20 protein-coding genes are annotated in these 13536 nt (G+C 39.4%); 10 read left to right on the top strand and 10 right to left on the bottom strand.

Going from position 1 to position 13536, the window contains the following annotated elements:
• Positions 1–48: 48 nt before the first annotated feature.
• Positions 49–678 (bottom strand): LysE family transporter, encoded by a 630-nt coding sequence (locus AB685_RS03255; protein ID WP_053073709.1) that lies wholly within the window; start codon positions 676–678, stop codon positions 49–51.
• 128 nt (positions 679–806) lie between these two features.
• Between AB685_RS03255 and AB685_RS03250 the strand changes: the two genes are divergently transcribed.
• On the top strand, positions 807–1877 hold the full coding sequence (locus AB685_RS03250) for a YqcI/YcgG family protein (protein ID WP_082153479.1): 1071 nt from the start codon (positions 807–809) through the stop codon (positions 1875–1877).
• A gap of 52 nt (positions 1878–1929) precedes the next feature.
• Here the strand turns inward: AB685_RS03250 and AB685_RS03245 are convergent, their stop codons facing one another.
• Complete coding sequence (locus AB685_RS03245; RefSeq protein WP_047969089.1) at positions 1930–2268, bottom strand: hypothetical protein; 339 nt, start codon at positions 2266–2268, stop codon at positions 1930–1932.
• Between the two features lie 199 nt (positions 2269–2467).
• Here AB685_RS03245 and AB685_RS03240 point away from each other — a divergent pair, with 199 nt between their 5' ends.
• Positions 2468–3094, top strand: coding sequence for a nitroreductase family protein (locus AB685_RS03240; RefSeq protein WP_047969088.1), 627 nt, complete (start codon positions 2468–2470; stop codon positions 3092–3094).
• 52 nt (positions 3095–3146) lie between these two features.
• Here the strand turns inward: AB685_RS03240 and AB685_RS03235 are convergent, their stop codons facing one another.
• Entirely contained in the window at positions 3147–3917 is a 771-nt protein-coding gene (locus tag AB685_RS03235) for an alpha/beta hydrolase-fold protein (RefSeq protein ID WP_047969087.1), read from the bottom strand.
• Between the two features lie 133 nt (positions 3918–4050).
• On the opposite strand from AB685_RS03235, the gene AB685_RS03230 reads away from it, so the two are divergent.
• Positions 4051–4584 carry a histidine phosphatase family protein gene (locus AB685_RS03230; RefSeq protein ID WP_047969086.1) on the top strand — a complete coding sequence of 178 codons (534 nt, stop codon included), beginning with the start codon at positions 4051–4053 and terminating at the stop codon, positions 4582–4584.
• Between the two features lie 59 nt (positions 4585–4643).
• Here AB685_RS03230 and AB685_RS03225 read toward each other — a convergent pair whose 3' ends face one another.
• Entirely contained in the window at positions 4644–5066 is a 423-nt protein-coding gene (locus tag AB685_RS03225; protein ID WP_053073708.1) for a ferritin-like domain-containing protein, read from the bottom strand.
• A gap of 107 nt (positions 5067–5173) precedes the next feature.
• Positions 5174–6070, bottom strand: coding sequence for an alpha/beta hydrolase (locus AB685_RS03220; protein WP_128755808.1), 897 nt, complete (start codon positions 6068–6070; stop codon positions 5174–5176).
• A 176-nt stretch (positions 6071–6246) separates the two neighbouring features.
• On the opposite strand from AB685_RS03220, the gene AB685_RS03215 reads away from it, so the two are divergent.
• Together AB685_RS03215 and AB685_RS03210 are read left to right on the top strand one after the other, a co-directional pair.
• Positions 6247–6975, top strand: a complete 729-nt coding sequence (locus AB685_RS03215; protein WP_047969083.1) for a nucleotidyltransferase domain-containing protein — start codon at positions 6247–6249, stop codon at positions 6973–6975.
• A gap of 59 nt (positions 6976–7034) precedes the next feature.
• Positions 7035–7433 carry a VOC family protein gene (locus AB685_RS03210; RefSeq protein ID WP_047969082.1) on the top strand — a complete coding sequence of 133 codons (399 nt, stop codon included), beginning with the start codon at positions 7035–7037 and terminating at the stop codon, positions 7431–7433.
• Between the two features lie 112 nt (positions 7434–7545).
• Here the strand turns inward: AB685_RS03210 and AB685_RS03205 are convergent, their stop codons facing one another.
• Positions 7546–8085 carry a GNAT family N-acetyltransferase gene (locus AB685_RS03205; protein WP_047969081.1) on the bottom strand — a complete coding sequence of 180 codons (540 nt, stop codon included), beginning with the start codon at positions 8083–8085 and terminating at the stop codon, positions 7546–7548.
• Positions 8086–8218: 133 nt separating this feature from the next.
• Here AB685_RS03205 and AB685_RS03200 point away from each other — a divergent pair, with 133 nt between their 5' ends.
• Positions 8219–8590: a VOC family protein gene (locus tag AB685_RS03200; protein WP_047969080.1), complete on the top strand. Its 372-nt coding sequence runs from the start codon at positions 8219–8221 to the stop codon at positions 8588–8590.
• 278 nt (positions 8591–8868) lie between these two features.
• Here the strand turns inward: AB685_RS03200 and AB685_RS03190 are convergent, their stop codons facing one another.
• A complete protein-coding gene (locus AB685_RS03190; protein ID WP_198530445.1) occupies positions 8869–9246 on the bottom strand; it encodes a hypothetical protein in 378 nt (125 codons plus the stop codon).
• A 110-nt stretch (positions 9247–9356) separates the two neighbouring features.
• On the opposite strand from AB685_RS03190, the gene AB685_RS03185 reads away from it, so the two are divergent.
• The 3 genes from AB685_RS03185 to AB685_RS03175 all read left to right on the top strand — a co-directional run bounded on the left by AB685_RS03185 (position 9357) and on the right by AB685_RS03175 (position 11299).
• Positions 9357–9908 carry a hypothetical protein gene (locus AB685_RS03185; RefSeq protein WP_047969077.1) on the top strand — a complete coding sequence of 184 codons (552 nt, stop codon included), beginning with the start codon at positions 9357–9359 and terminating at the stop codon, positions 9906–9908.
• 198 nt (positions 9909–10106) lie between these two features.
• Entirely contained in the window at positions 10107–10313 is a 207-nt protein-coding gene (locus AB685_RS03180) for a DUF6366 family protein (RefSeq protein WP_047969076.1), read from the top strand.
• A gap of 77 nt (positions 10314–10390) precedes the next feature.
• Positions 10391–11299: a phosphotransferase gene (locus tag AB685_RS03175; RefSeq protein WP_082153478.1), complete on the top strand. Its 909-nt coding sequence runs from the start codon at positions 10391–10393 to the stop codon at positions 11297–11299.
• Positions 11300–11397: 98 nt separating this feature from the next.
• Here AB685_RS03175 and AB685_RS03170 read toward each other — a convergent pair whose 3' ends face one another.
• Entirely contained in the window at positions 11398–11595 is a 198-nt protein-coding gene (locus tag AB685_RS03170) for a hypothetical protein (protein WP_347230860.1), read from the bottom strand.
• A 163-nt stretch (positions 11596–11758) separates the two neighbouring features.
• Between AB685_RS03170 and AB685_RS03165 the strand changes: the two genes are divergently transcribed.
• Positions 11759–12085: a YnfA family protein gene (locus AB685_RS03165; RefSeq protein ID WP_047969074.1), complete on the top strand. Its 327-nt coding sequence runs from the start codon at positions 11759–11761 to the stop codon at positions 12083–12085.
• A gap of 215 nt (positions 12086–12300) precedes the next feature.
• Here AB685_RS03165 and AB685_RS32325 read toward each other — a convergent pair whose 3' ends face one another.
• Complete coding sequence (locus AB685_RS32325; protein WP_277814266.1) at positions 12301–12432, bottom strand: hypothetical protein; 132 nt, start codon at positions 12430–12432, stop codon at positions 12301–12303.
• Positions 12433–12487: 55 nt separating this feature from the next.
• Complete coding sequence (locus AB685_RS03160) at positions 12488–13408, bottom strand: hydroxymethylglutaryl-CoA lyase (protein WP_047969073.1); 921 nt, start codon at positions 13406–13408, stop codon at positions 12488–12490.
• Positions 13409–13536: the final 128 nt, after the last annotated feature.

The raw sequence follows: 13536 nt of genomic DNA, 5'->3' as shown, positions 1-13536 counted from the left end.
AAGCACCTTTCATTGTTTTCGCACCTTTACAAAAGAGAGGAAACCATGCTAAAAAACAAGGTTTAGAAATTTAATTATGAATGGAAATGCGGAAGCAATCAAGAATATACCTGCGGCAAGATTAACGGTTTTAAGTATGCGTTCTTTAATGAACGCTCTCGCAAAGTGAACAGTGAAGGCGATATTCAGATTCCATAAAAAGATTCCTAGTAACAAGGCTAAGCAACCTACTGCTGCAGTAAACCAACCGTTCGCAGAAAGCGATTGAATGGAGGAGCCGAAAATTCCGAACCAGAATACAAAATTAATGGGATTGAAAGCCGCAATGCCAAACCCCACAAAGAAAGAGCTTTTCTGGATGGGTTGTCCAAGATCCAGGATTCTACGCTTTTTTAATGTACTAAGAATCGTAAATGTACCAAGGTAAAATAACAAAACACTTCCCAATCCATACATGCATACCTGTACCCACTCAATCTGGAGTAACGGTGCCATTCCAATCAAAATGATCAGCAAAAATAGAATATCAGCACTCATCCCTCCCAACCCTACCAGCCAGGAGGCATAAAAACCGGAAGCGATTCCCCGTTTGATCATCTCGAGATTAATCGGCCCCACAGGAGCGGCCAAACTTATACCAAGCACCATAAAGTGAAGAATAGTCCATATTAATTCCACATGATTTACCCCTAACACAACAGACTTGTCCATAAATTTATATGAGGTGGAGAAGCAATTTCATGCATAGATGCGTGTATTTGTTCGTATCTATTATTAGTATTAGCTTATCTAAAGGGGGGGAATTGATGCAGAAAGTAGATATTGGGGCACTGTACACACTCGAAAATGTTCCTCCATGGGGCCGTCATGTCTTCTCGAAATTCACAAAGGATATGTTATCGGAGTCACGTCCTTTTCCATGTGTATTTGGAGTGGAAGGGTTCAAACAGGGCTCCCTTCGCTTCGCTTTTATAGAAAATCCAATCCGTCATAAGGCAATGGAGGAACTCGCCGGAGCTTTGAAGGGATACCTGGAGGAAGCGAGGGGACTCGGGAGGAACACATCTTTTGTCGTCTTCTTCAGACCTGAAGTGGAAAAAACACTGGTGGAGTATGAAAAGCAGTTTTGGAATATACTCTCCAAGCTACATCAGCTGGACGAAAAGGAGTGGCCGGAAAATATCCCTACAGATCCCGAGCACTATCTCTGGGAATTTTCCTTTCATAATGAACCGATTTTTGTTGTATGCAATACACCTGTTCATGATAAAAGAGCAAGCAGGAGAGCATCGACATTTATGATTACCTTTCAGCCAAGATGGGTGTTTGACGGAATAAACGGGGACACTCAAATCGGAAAGCTCTTTCAACAAACGGTTAGAGAGCGGATGGAAGCCTATGATGAGGTTTCTGCACACCCAGCTTTGAACTGGTACGGCAAAACGGAAACCAGAGAATGGAGGCAATATTTCCTGATGGATGATAACAAAGTGGAAACAGCAAAATGTCCATTTCACTCGTCCTTAGAGAAAAAAGTGACGAAGGTTACTTATAAGGTCAATTCTAAATTTACCGATTTTCGAATCGAACGAGGAGTAGGAGGTTCTCTGGAAGAAGTGGTAATGGATCTCTTGCCGGTTAAGGGTACAGGTTATGTGGAAGTTCAGAAAGATGAACCCTTCAAAGCGCATCCCACTCACACCCACCCAACTAATGAGATTTTACATATTCTAGCCGGAAGCATTTCCATGGAAGTGGGAGAGGACCTCGTTACCTGCCAGGAGGGTGACAGAATCTATCTGCCGAAGGAAACGGTACATGGTTCGTTGGCGGGAGTGGATGGCTGTATGTATGTGATTGCGGTATTAAAAGCCTAACTAAGTGTAGCCCCTCCAATTGTTTTCCTGAGGGGCTAATTTATGTCAGAAGTTAGTTTACAAATACCAATTCAACAGGACCATGGTCGTCACAGTGATCTCCGTGGACATGATGCAATCGTCCATTAACAAGATAGTCCAGGTGATCTCCGTGTGGAACCATCTCATGTCCGCAATCTTTATCATGCGTACAGCCACAATTCAATGGTTTACAAGTATCTGAATTTGTATTACTGATTGGAATGATACATTCATCCCAATGTCCATTATGCTCATGGTGAAGATGACCATTATGAACATAATCTATGTGTTCATCATGCTTAATTTTTGTGTGCCCGCAGGACAAGCTATGTTTATGAGGATGGTTTTCATGTACTTGATGATCTGTCATTATAATACCTCCTTTAAATTTTCTCAATTAGTATGTGCTTATAACAAAAGATATAGAAATAAACTGAATGAAAAATATTCAAAGCTTTGTAAAAACTGTAAATAATCTTGAATGCATACATTTTGACATTGAGATATTCGTGTGTTAAAAATAACTAGTAATTAAATTCACAAGGATAAGAAGAAGGAGAGATTTCTTCATGAAAAACACAACTAGTAAATCAGCAATACAAACGATGAAAGAACGGCATTCTGTCCGTAAATATACTCAATATGAAATGCCTCAAAAGGATTTACAAGACATTTTAGAGGCAACCATTACTGCACCATCTTCATGGAACCTGCAGCACTGGAAGTTTCTTGTGATTCAATCGGAAAGTCAGAAAAAGAAGCTTTTACCTATAGCCTACAATCAACAGCAAGTAGTAGACAGCTCTGTCACAATTGCCGTGTTAGGTGATCTTGAAGCAAACCATCATGCGGAAAAAGTGTACGGAGAAGTGGTGGAAAAGGGATTCATGACTCCGGAGGTAAAAGAAATTCTAACAACTCAGATTCACGGAGCATACACAAACGATCAGTTTGCCCGTGATGAAGCAGTAATGAATGCCTCTCTTGCATCTATGCAACTGATGCTTGCAGCAAAAGAAAAAGGCTATGACACGGTCCCGATGGGTGGATTTGACAAAGCGGCATTCAAAAAAGAATTTAACATTCCTGAGCGCTATGTACCAGTAATGCTAATTTCTGTTGGTAAAGCAGCTACAGAAGCACATGGCACGTTACGCTTCCCACTTGATGAAGTGGTTACCTACGAGACGTTTTAAAGAGTAATTAACGAAAGGACTCACTCATTCGGGTGAGTCCTTAGTAGTGTTATCACTTGTATAAAAACGCAAACATCACCGGAAGCCTCTCACGCCACGCCGCTTCATTATGAACGGCATCCTCCACCACATCAAAGCGCACTCTGTCCACCTTCTCCACCAAAATTTCGTACACAGCCTGACTAGAATCAATGTAAATTTGATGGTTGATAAAGGAAGTATCCTCTTTTGTCCCAACATCCAAATAAATACGTTCGACTGCACTCAGGTCGCTTTCTTCTACAAATGCTTCCATTTCCGCCTGGTTGATCCAATAGGCAGAGGACAGAGAAGCAATTCGCTTGTAAATATGAGGGTATTTGCAAGCAGCATACGTGGAAATAAGTCCACCCATGGAACTTCCGGCCATTGCAGTCTCTTCAGGTAGGGTACGGTATTTATCATCAATCAATGGTTTTAACTCAAATGTAAGGAAATCTATGTATTCTTTGCCTTTCCCGCCTGTCAGGTTCTCATCGTTGAAAAGCCTTTGGCCAAGCTCTCTGTTCTCCCATGGGGCATACTCATTGAAACGCTCATACCCTTCATGATTGCAATCAATGCCCACCACAATAATCTCAAGATCGGACTGCTTTTCCAAATAATCTTTAATCCCCCAACTCACCCCAAAACTAGCCTCGCTATCGATAAACAAATTTTGTCCATCATGCATATATAACACAGGGTAACGCTTGTCTGTTGTTGCATAGACTTTTGGTAAGAGAACACTCACTCTTCGTTCCGATTGAAAGGGAGTGATGTTTACGTTGAAATATTCCAGCATGCCATAATCTCCTTCATTTCTATGTTTCTTATATTATAGTGAAAATTATGAGGTTAAGGTAGAAGGATACAAAGGATATTTATGCTAGTATTATGATAAATATCTTTCTGATTGTATAAATAGAGGTGATGACTTGAAAGTAGGCTTGATTCGGCATTTCAAAGTGGCAAGAGGTTATCCAAATAGTATCGTTTCTTCGCAGGAACTTCTTAGCTGGATGGAGGAATATGACGTTTCAGAGGTAGTGAAAAATGAAGTCGATTTGGGAAGTGTTGAATGGACGAAATGCTATTCGAGTGATCTTCCGCGAGCACAAACAACTGCAAAAGCAGTTTATAGTGGGGATATTCATCTCCTCAAGGAATTGCGGGAAATTCAATTGGCTCCTGTACTTCCTTCCAATGCTCGACTTCCTCTACGTATGCACTTGCTTTTTATTCGTGCGGCATGGCTGTTTAATCATAAGTCACAGCCAGTAAGCAGAAAAGAGTTAACAAGAAGTTTAAGTAACACACTTGATAACATTCTTTCATCTAAAGAAAAGGTGTTAATTGTCAGTCATGGTGGCATTATGATTTTTTTAAGGAAAGAATTAATTAGGCGCGGGTATCGCGGGCCAGAATTCAAAATTGCAAACAATGGAGAGCTTTATGTATTTGAAAGATAAGAAATGAAATTTAGGTGTTAAAAAAAAGTGGACGGCTAATAACCGTCCACTCTGTGTTTCTAATGCAAATGCTTCTTCAACAATTCAATATGCTGCTTATGCTCATTCAATATGGACTGCACCATATTCTTGCTCTCCGTATCCAAGTCACCCTTTACAAACTTCGCCATCATATCAGACCCGAACTCCTCCCCGTGTATGGCCCCTTCAATAATGGTACGGGAATCTTTCGGATAGCCCTTTACCTGTTGAACTCTCTCCTGGAAAGCTCCGACAAGGCCAACATCATCGACCGCCTCGCCACCAAGGTTTTGAATTCTTTCCGCCACAAAAATGGCATGCAATTTATGGTTTTGCTGAATCGTTTGTAAGTCCTTCTTTATTGCTTCATCCTGTGTGTGTTTTATGTAATGCTCATAAGCGTGAATGCCCATGAACTCGCCTTCCAAAAAGGCGTTCAATTCCTTGATCTGTTCATCCATTCCTTTCACTCCTTCCAAGATATCGCTATCTATATGATTCAATTCAAGTTAGAAAATTATTCTAGGGAATAAAAATAGGAGCAACAGTTTGGTTGCTCCTTCAGTAGTTATTTCTCTGCTCCCAAACCAATATCCTCCAAAAACTCATCAATCGCCTTTTCGTATTCCTCTCGATTATCGGAATAGCTCATCGCATGCATTCCGTTTCTAGCGACATAGAGCTGCTTTTTACCTTTCTTCTTTTCAAAAAGCTGCTGGGTCATCAAAATGGGGATGAAGTCGTCGGGTTCACTGTGAATAAACAAAACAGGATTATCAATGTTTTCAATGACATTGATTGGTGAAACATCCCGGATGGAGTATTTATCTCTTATGCGTAAAAAAGTATTGGCAATCGGCATGACAAGCTGTTTTGGGATTTTAAAATCTGCCTTTAAACGATATGTTAGCTGCTCCTCAAGATCTGAAAAAGGACAATCAGCGATATAGAAGTCAGCACCATCTTCTATTCCTCCAGCATACATTAGCAATGTTGCAGCACCCATGGATTCCCCATGAATCCCGATTGTTGCTTCACTTCCGGCGTGTTCGCGAACCCAATCTACCACCGCTTTTAAATCGTGCTTTTCATAAAAGCCATAGCTTGTTGTCTTTCCACCGGATTTCCCATGTCTACGATGATCATATAATACGACATTCCAGCCTCTTTCAAGAAAGATATTCATGTATTTAATGGAATTGAAGGTGTTCTGTGTTACACCATGACTGAAAATTATATAACGAGTTGACCCCGGTACATCAAACATTTCCCCGTAAATATTGTATGCAAGTGGGGAAGGGATGGTAAGTTCTCGTTTAGGCAACTTCAAATACACATCTTCTTTAAAGTGGCCGAGCAATTTCTCCCGTTCCAGGATTTCATCGTTTGTTTTTTTACGAATGTACATAACTTTATTGGTGAAAAAAATACCAATGAACAGAATATAGGAAAGTAAAATACCCATAACAATTAAAATGCGTTTTAGCAGTCTCACCTTAAAACCTCCAAAAAGGATATATATACCATAGTTTATCATTTGGATAAGCCAGAAGGGAAATGGGAGAAGGGAGGATGAGCATAATTTTTTGAAATATGAACGTTTTATTATGATATGCTTTTGGGAAAAGAGGTGTTTATATTATGAAAGCTAATCAATTACAGAGATTACCTGCAATCGAGGCCGCAGAGAAAATTATTAAACGCTATTTTCCGGAATGTGAAGGGGCGATACTTGCGGGAAGCGTGGTCCGTGGGCAGGAGAGTCCCACGTCAGACTTGGATATTGTGGTCTTTGATAGTAGTTTAGCCGTTTCTTACAGGGAATCCTTCGTCGAGTTAGGTTGGCCAGTAGAACTGTTTTGCCATAACCTAGAATCCTATCAAGCCTTTCTTAAAAACGATTGTGAAAGGGCACGACCATGTTTGCCAAGAATGATTGCAGAAGGGACCGTTTTAAAGGACAAGGGTATTTTAGATGAAATAAAACATGAAGCAGTAGCCCTATTAAATGCTGGTCCAGAAAAGTGGGACGCAGCTACCATTAAGTTGAAGCGATATTTTCTTACCGATGTGCTAGACGATTTTATTGGTACTTCAAATCGATCTGAGGCAATATTTATTGCTGGGCACCTTGGTGAACTTGCAGCGGAATTTTTCCTAAGAACTAATAAGAGGTGGATTGGCTCGTCTAAATGGCTAATTCGCTCTATAGCAGAGTTTGATGAAAGCTACGCAATAGCATTTGCGGAAGCGTTTGATATATTTTATAAAATCGATGATAAGTGCAAAGTTATACATTTTGTGGAGGATATATTGGAACCACATGGTGGTAGGCTGTTTGAAGGGTTCTCTTTAGGAAAGGGAAAGTAAGCTCAGAAAACTAATGATATACTAGTGCTAAATTACTTTAGAAAGGGCGTGTAATCAAGATGATTATTTCGGAATTGCATCATATAAGCCTTGCAGTAAATGATGTGAAAGAAGCAAAACACTTCTACGGAACACTTCTTGGGTTTCCTGAGTTAAAAAGACCAGACTTTGATTTTCCTGGAGCATGGTATCAGGTGGGAAATTCGCAGCTTCATTTAATTCAAAATAAACAGGCAGAAACCTTGAGAGGTGAAAATAATATCGACAGTAGAGATGGTCATTTTGCCATCAGAGTAGAGGACTATTATCAAACAGTGGAATTCCTTCAAAGTAAAGGTATTGAAATAGTGCAAAAACCTCAAAGCAAAAGCGGTTTTGCGCAAATCTTTTGTATGGATCCCTCCAATAATTTGATTGAATTTAATGTAGATCAGAAGGACTTTAAGGAACAAGAGTAGCCCGATTAGTTGCTACTCCTGTTTTTTCATTTCTTTTAGCAAACATAGACCATTTGGGTACTTTTTGCGGTTAATGCTTTTGTTCCAGTCTCTTCACTGAAATTACTATTCATCATACTGCCACCTTTTTGTTTCTTAAAACCGTTATAAATCCTTCCAAGATATCATGACTTACAAAAAAGCCTTTTCGTTTATAAAACTCCAGTGCCTGTTCATTCCCGTTTGAAACGAATATAAAATAATCTTTCACTTGATCGAAACTCTGGAGCCAATCCATCGACATCGAAAACAACTTTGAACCAATTCCGTATTGACGATAATCATCTTTAATGTAGAATTGAGACAAGCATCCTACAAGCGTGTTCTCAACGGTATTCATGTCAAAAAAAGTGGCAAATGCAGACGAATAGCTCTCTTTTGGAGATATGTTTGAATAGACATAGCCAATAATCTTTTCCTCGTCTTTAACTACCACTATATAATTGTGTAGAGCTTTTTCTACGGAAGGAATCAACCGCGTTTCATATGTCATGTTATCAAAGCGTTCAGGCGTAATATATGCCATTGATTTCTGATATACCATTAACTCATTGCAGATCTCTTTACAAGTTTCTAACCTATCAATTGGTAATATTTCATATGTAAGCTTCACTTATATCTCCCCCTATGAAATAGTATAAAATAAAAAGAATGAAAATTCTCTACTTTCTCTTTCTAAGTTGTTGGTATAATTAGAGGGAGAAAACTTTACTACGGTTAGGAAATCCTATCCAGGAGGAGGAACGATGAAACTAGGCGCATTTTCAGTCAGTTTAACGGTTAAAGACATCCATAAATCAAAAGAATTCTATGAGTGTCTTGGTTTTGAAGTATTTGGAGGAGAAATCAGCCAAAATTGGTTGATTATGAAGAATGAAAGTTGTGTTATCGGGCTTTTCCAAGGAATGTTTGAGAATAATATTTTGACATTTAATCCAGGATGGAATCAAAATGCAGAGAGCTTAGATGAATTTACAGATGTCAGGATTCTTCAAAAGAATCTTAAGGAAAAAGGAATCAAAATTATAACAGAGGCAGATGAATCAAATAAGGGACCGGCCAGCCTCACAATAGAAGACCCAGATGGCAATCCCATTTTAATTGATCAGCATAGATAAAAAAGTCGACTTGTATGGGGAGTTTATCCCTCAAACGAGTCGACTTTCTTTATTTTTACCGATTAATTATCTCGTCCCATCTATTTACCATGTCCCAAGAAAATTCCGGTAACATCGAAAATATATTTTGGTTGGTTATTATGGATGCAATTACAATCGAAGTAAGAAACAATCCTGTCATAGCAATTAAAAACCCGTAAGTTTCCAAGGATTTTTGGAGCTCGGTTTTCTGGTTCATCATTCTTCCTCTTTTCTGGGATTTAGTGTCAACTTAGTCTCTAAATCACAGTAGAGGAGAGATAGCCACCTTGATAAAAATATGGGGTAAGGAATAGGTGGGCCCTTGCTATGATATCTTGTCTTATAGAATGCTTGTATGGAAAATGATGAATGTCTATTGAAATGGAGGGTGACGATTGAAAAGTAAAGTCCTTCTTCTTCTGCCAGCCATTTGTACCAGAAGCCTGTACTGCCGGTTCAATCTGCATGTCATTATGAGTTGATATGGTATCCCTTGATAATGGAAAAGAGTGTGCAACTTCTCCATAACCCAAAGAAGGAAAGGAAAGAAATAAGATAGCTATTATTATGTATAGAAGTCTTCCCATCATAATCACTTTCCTTGTTAGGTTAATTAGGTCTAATTTTACCCCCATAAAATCAAGAAGGCAATATCAGAACAAACGCATTAGTGAAAATAAAGTATGTAATTTTATGTTAAAATTGTTATAGATTAATAGAAAATGAAATATCAAGGGGGGGTTGGATGGTTGACAGTGTTCTAACCATAAAGTTTCTAATTAGTTTAGTTGTCTTTGGAGTATTACTGGTAGGTGCTGTTAAGCTGTTACTTCGCAATAGCCGATTCGGACCATTATCTGTAGCTTTGGTTATCCTAGTAGGAGGATACTATCTGTATAACCAAATGATTTCCACTACATCAGATGCTGCCTTGCTTAAAGAAGTTCATGAAGATAGTGAGATACGGCATTTGGAAATTAGGAAGCTTGAATTTGAGGGAAGTACCTATTCATTTAAGAAAAGAATTCTGATTGAAGAAGAGAAGACGATTCGAGAGATATTGCAAGACTTGTCAGATCTTAAGTTAAAAAGGGAACTCAACATGGAGCCGGGTGGAGCGGAGTATGTGCTTAATTTGCTCGTATCCCAGCCAAAGGATAATATGATTGAAACAGGCAACATCCAGATTACAGTAGGAAAAGAGTATATTGATGATTATTATAAAATAGTGAGCGACAAGAATCACCTAAAGACGATTAAAGAGTTGGAGCAGGATTTAGAATGGGAGAAGGAATAAAGGGGGATCATTTTTTCTCCTTCTTTTTCTTTGTTGCGTGTAAAGGAAGTAGCAATCGCAGCGAAAATATCACCTAATAAAGTAAGTAGAGCAGCCAATGTTTAAACACCTCTTTTAACTGGTTTTAATTTCAGAACATTCATTTTATTATAACATAAGTATTAAAGGATTATTGGACATTATAAGGAGGTTTTCAAAGTGGGAGAAAAAGAAAGTGCTGAGCGGAAGAGGGAAAGATTGAGACAAAAGGAGTGGAAAAAGAATCCCGGTGGAGCATTTAACGACGGTTTGACTCGGGGGATGGTCGGTAGCTTCGTTGATCTTGTAGGAGCTGTGAGTTGGAGGGTTACAGGAGTTTTCATTATTATCTTGTTTGTTGTCCTCATTGTAGTGGCAATACTTTAAAAAATCTCATGGACTGAAATAGAGTTATGAGCGATAATATAATGTCCATACGTCGTTAGTAAAGGGGATGTGGTTAATTGGTTAAAGTTATTAGGCAAGGAATTCCGTTTATGAGAGAAGCAAACAGTGTACAGCAGCTTACCAAGGGGTTTTCCAACGATCAGAAGTTCGTAATTGATGATAAGTACCTTATCCGTCTTTTTCCTTTAGAAGATGCAAATCATAGAAGGAAAGAATTTGAAACAATTACTATGTTATCCTCACTCTCAGATTTTGTACCTGAAGCAATTGTATTTGGTGTACAGGAATCCTTAGGGTTGGCTTATATGGTTTTGAAATATCTTCCAGGTAAAGATGGGGAAGAGGCGTTAAGCAGTTTGACAGAAAGGGAGCAGTATCTTGTTGGGTTTCAAGCGGGGAAGGAATTAAAAAAATTACATGATTATCCTGCTCCTCAAGGAGCCGAACCATGGAACATACATAAGAAAAGAAAAAGTGACAGATACATAGAAGAATTAAAACAGCTTGAAGATATAGATAAGGGGATAATCAGTAAACTTATAAGTTACATAAAGTCAAATGAGTATTTAATGGATGGCCGCCCTAACAGATTCCAACATGATGATTTTCACCCATGCAATCTTATTGTAGATGGGAAGGAATTCGTCGGGTTTATTGATTTTCAGAGGATGGACTGGGGAGATCCCCTTCATGATTTACAAAAACTTGGCTTCTTTGGGATAAAGGTATGTGTTCCTTTTTCCATTGGTGCCCTTGATGGATATAATGGAGGAGAGAAAATTAGTCAGGAGTTTTGGGAGCTATTTGCTCTATATAGTGCCATGCATGTGGTGTCATCATTCGTGTGGGGAAAGAAAATGGGAGAAGAGCAGTATGAACTATTGTCCCGATATGCCATGGATGTTTTGAGGGATCATGATTATTTTAGGGAGGTCATTCCCCGTTGGTATAGGGAGATGAGGTAGAAAGAGACTTTATTTTAGACAGAACGCTAGGTTCGGGAGGTGCTTCGGTCAAATAGAAAAAAAAAGAGGTTCTTCAATTGAGCACCTCTTTCCCTTAACTAGTTCTTCTTCTTTTTTGATAAGTCCACAAATCCCTTTTTTACTACTTTCTCCAAGGCAACATGAACATTAATATGTCGGTCATCAACATGAGTCACACTTAAGACTTTCCCTTTTCTTCCCTTTATCCTTAATTCCTCATCCACATTCGGAAACTCTTTCCGGTACTGACTTAATACAACGTTCTTGTTTTCCATAAAATAAACGAAATACATAGAGATCTCACCTGTTTCATATAGAATGGGTTATAGGAGTTCGCTCTTATAACGCTTTTTACAAAATATGTTTGGATACATTGGTTTAGACCTCATTTGGAGTTGTGTTTGGTAGAATTGAAATTATTATTAGGGAGTGTTTATTTTGGTTCATGCGTTTGCTCTATTTATTATGGCTGGAATAGCTGAAATAGGGGGTGGCTATTTAATTTGGCTTTGGCTAAGGGAAGGGAAATCAGCTTACTTGGGATTGGCTGGTGCACTTGCTCTTGCGTTATATGGGGTCTTGGCAACATTTCAAAGTTTCCCTTCATTTGGTAGGGTATATGCTGCATATGGAGGGGTGTTCATAATTCTTTCCGTACTGTGGGGTTGGGGCGTGGATAGAAAGACCCCTGATTTTTATGACTGGTTTGGAGCTGGTATCTGTTTGGTCGGGGTGAGTGTCATGCTATTCGCACCTAGGAGTTGATAGAAAGGAATGAGGACAATGTTGGTAACTATTGTGAGTTGCCGGGGTTCAAAGCGAGTCTATGAGGACATGTCTGGGCTAATTCCAAGTTACCGGGGTTCATAGGGGTTCAATGAGGAAAATGTCTAGGTTAATTCCAAGTTGCCGGGCTTCATACAGGATGAATCTCCAAAAGAAAGAAACTGCAACACTGCAGTTTCCATCAATAATATTGTTTATTGCTCCGAATTCTGGCGTTTTGTCGGATGGCTAGCACGTTCCACTTCTTCTGCAGAAACAACTTGCTTCACGTTCTCAGCGTTAGGCTGTCCCTTTTGACTCGGACCTTGCTTATTATGCTTTGACATGTATGTATCTCCCTTCCTTATTCTCACTTGTTAATGTGAGTTAGGAAGCAAAGATTTATGCACGGGGAGGGACAGGAGATCCGTCTCCTTGAACAAGCTTATAGTATTGGCTTTCGTATTGCTTATCCAAATGTGGCAAGAGGTTCTCCAATGCTCTCACTACACGCTTAAGGTTGATACCTGTTTCAATTCCCATCTGTTCAAGCATATAAACGACGTCTTCTGTTGCCACATTTCCGGATGCTCCCGGTGCAAACGGGCATCCTCCAAGTCCACCAGCAGACGTATCAAAACGGTCCACACCTGCTTGCAGGGCAGCAAAGATGTTTGCCAGAGCCATTCCGCGCGTGTTATGGAAATGGGCTGTTATCATAACATCTACAAGTTCCTCTTGTAAAACAGAGAAAAGTTCGTAGGATTCTTTAGGGTTTGCCATCCCAACCGTATCTGCAACGCTTAACTCGTCCACTCCAAATTCGGCAAAGCGCTTACATAATGCCAAGACATCTTCTATAGCGATTTTCCCTTCATATGGACAATAAAAAGAAGTAGATATACATGCTCTCACAAAATATCCCTGGTCTTTCAGGTCCTTTACCAAGGGCTCCAATTCTACCATGCTTTCCTCGGTTGTCTTATTGATATTCTTCTTATTGAACGTATCGCTCACTCCTACAAAAACAGCTGCATTCTTACAGGAGGTGCTACGTAATCTTCCTATGCCTTTTTGGTTCGGTACCAAGACAAAATTCCGTGTGTTTGTATCATTACAGCTTTCGATGATGGTAGCCGCATCCGACATTTGCGGCACCCACTTTGGTGACACAAAGGAGGTGAGCTCCATCTCCGGAATTCCGGCTTTCTTCAATTCTTTTATAAAATCAATCTTTGCTTCTGTTGGCACGAACGTTTTCAAGTTCTGTAATCCATCACGCGGACCAACTTCGATAATGGTTGCTTTGGATGGTAAATTCATGGTCTTATTCCCCCTTAGCGAAAAATTTTCCCCTACCCCTAATATTAGTGAATATGGATAGATAAAAGCAAGAATTATAGAAATTTTATAAAAAAAGAAGGATTTTCGACATGAATCTAGAAATTATC

The sequence above is a fragment of the Bacillus sp. LL01 genome (assembly GCF_001037965.1).
This window is presented reverse-complemented; position numbering and strand designations above follow the sequence as displayed.

What these genes read in the sequence shown, in the direction of transcription:
- AB685_RS03250 (WP_082153479.1), top strand. Translation starts at nt 807, where the DNA reads ATGCAGAAAGTAGATATTGGGGCACTGTACACACTCGAAAATGTTCCT.
- AB685_RS03245 (WP_047969089.1), bottom strand. Translation starts at nt 2,268, where the DNA reads ATGACAGATCATCAAGTACATGAAAACCATCCTCATAAACATAGCTTG.
- AB685_RS03240 (WP_047969088.1), top strand. Translation starts at nt 2,468, where the DNA reads ATGAAAAACACAACTAGTAAATCAGCAATACAAACGATGAAAGAACGG.
- AB685_RS03235 (WP_047969087.1), bottom strand. Translation starts at nt 3,917, where the DNA reads ATGCTGGAATATTTCAACGTAAACATCACTCCCTTTCAATCGGAACGA.
- AB685_RS03225 (WP_053073708.1), bottom strand. Translation starts at nt 5,066, where the DNA reads ATGGATGAACAGATCAAGGAATTGAACGCCTTTTTGGAAGGCGAGTTC.
- AB685_RS03220 (WP_128755808.1), bottom strand. Translation starts at nt 6,070, where the DNA reads ATGGGTATTTTACTTTCCTATATTCTGTTCATTGGTATTTTTTTCACC.
- AB685_RS03215 (WP_047969083.1), top strand. Translation starts at nt 6,247, where the DNA reads ATGAAAGCTAATCAATTACAGAGATTACCTGCAATCGAGGCCGCAGAG.
- AB685_RS03210 (WP_047969082.1), top strand. Translation starts at nt 7,035, where the DNA reads ATGATTATTTCGGAATTGCATCATATAAGCCTTGCAGTAAATGATGTG.
- AB685_RS03200 (WP_047969080.1), top strand. Translation starts at nt 8,219, where the DNA reads ATGAAACTAGGCGCATTTTCAGTCAGTTTAACGGTTAAAGACATCCAT.
- AB685_RS03190 (WP_198530445.1), bottom strand. Translation starts at nt 9,246, where the DNA reads ATGGGGGTAAAATTAGACCTAATTAACCTAACAAGGAAAGTGATTATG.
- AB685_RS03185 (WP_047969077.1), top strand. Translation starts at nt 9,357, where the DNA reads ATGGTTGACAGTGTTCTAACCATAAAGTTTCTAATTAGTTTAGTTGTC.
- AB685_RS03170 (WP_347230860.1), bottom strand. Translation starts at nt 11,595, where the DNA reads ATGGAAAACAAGAACGTTGTATTAAGTCAGTACCGGAAAGAGTTTCCG.
- AB685_RS32325 (WP_277814266.1), bottom strand. Translation starts at nt 12,432, where the DNA reads ATGTCAAAGCATAATAAGCAAGGTCCGAGTCAAAAGGGACAGCCTAAC.
- AB685_RS03160 (WP_047969073.1), bottom strand. Translation starts at nt 13,408, where the DNA reads ATGAATTTACCATCCAAAGCAACCATTATCGAAGTTGGTCCGCGTGAT.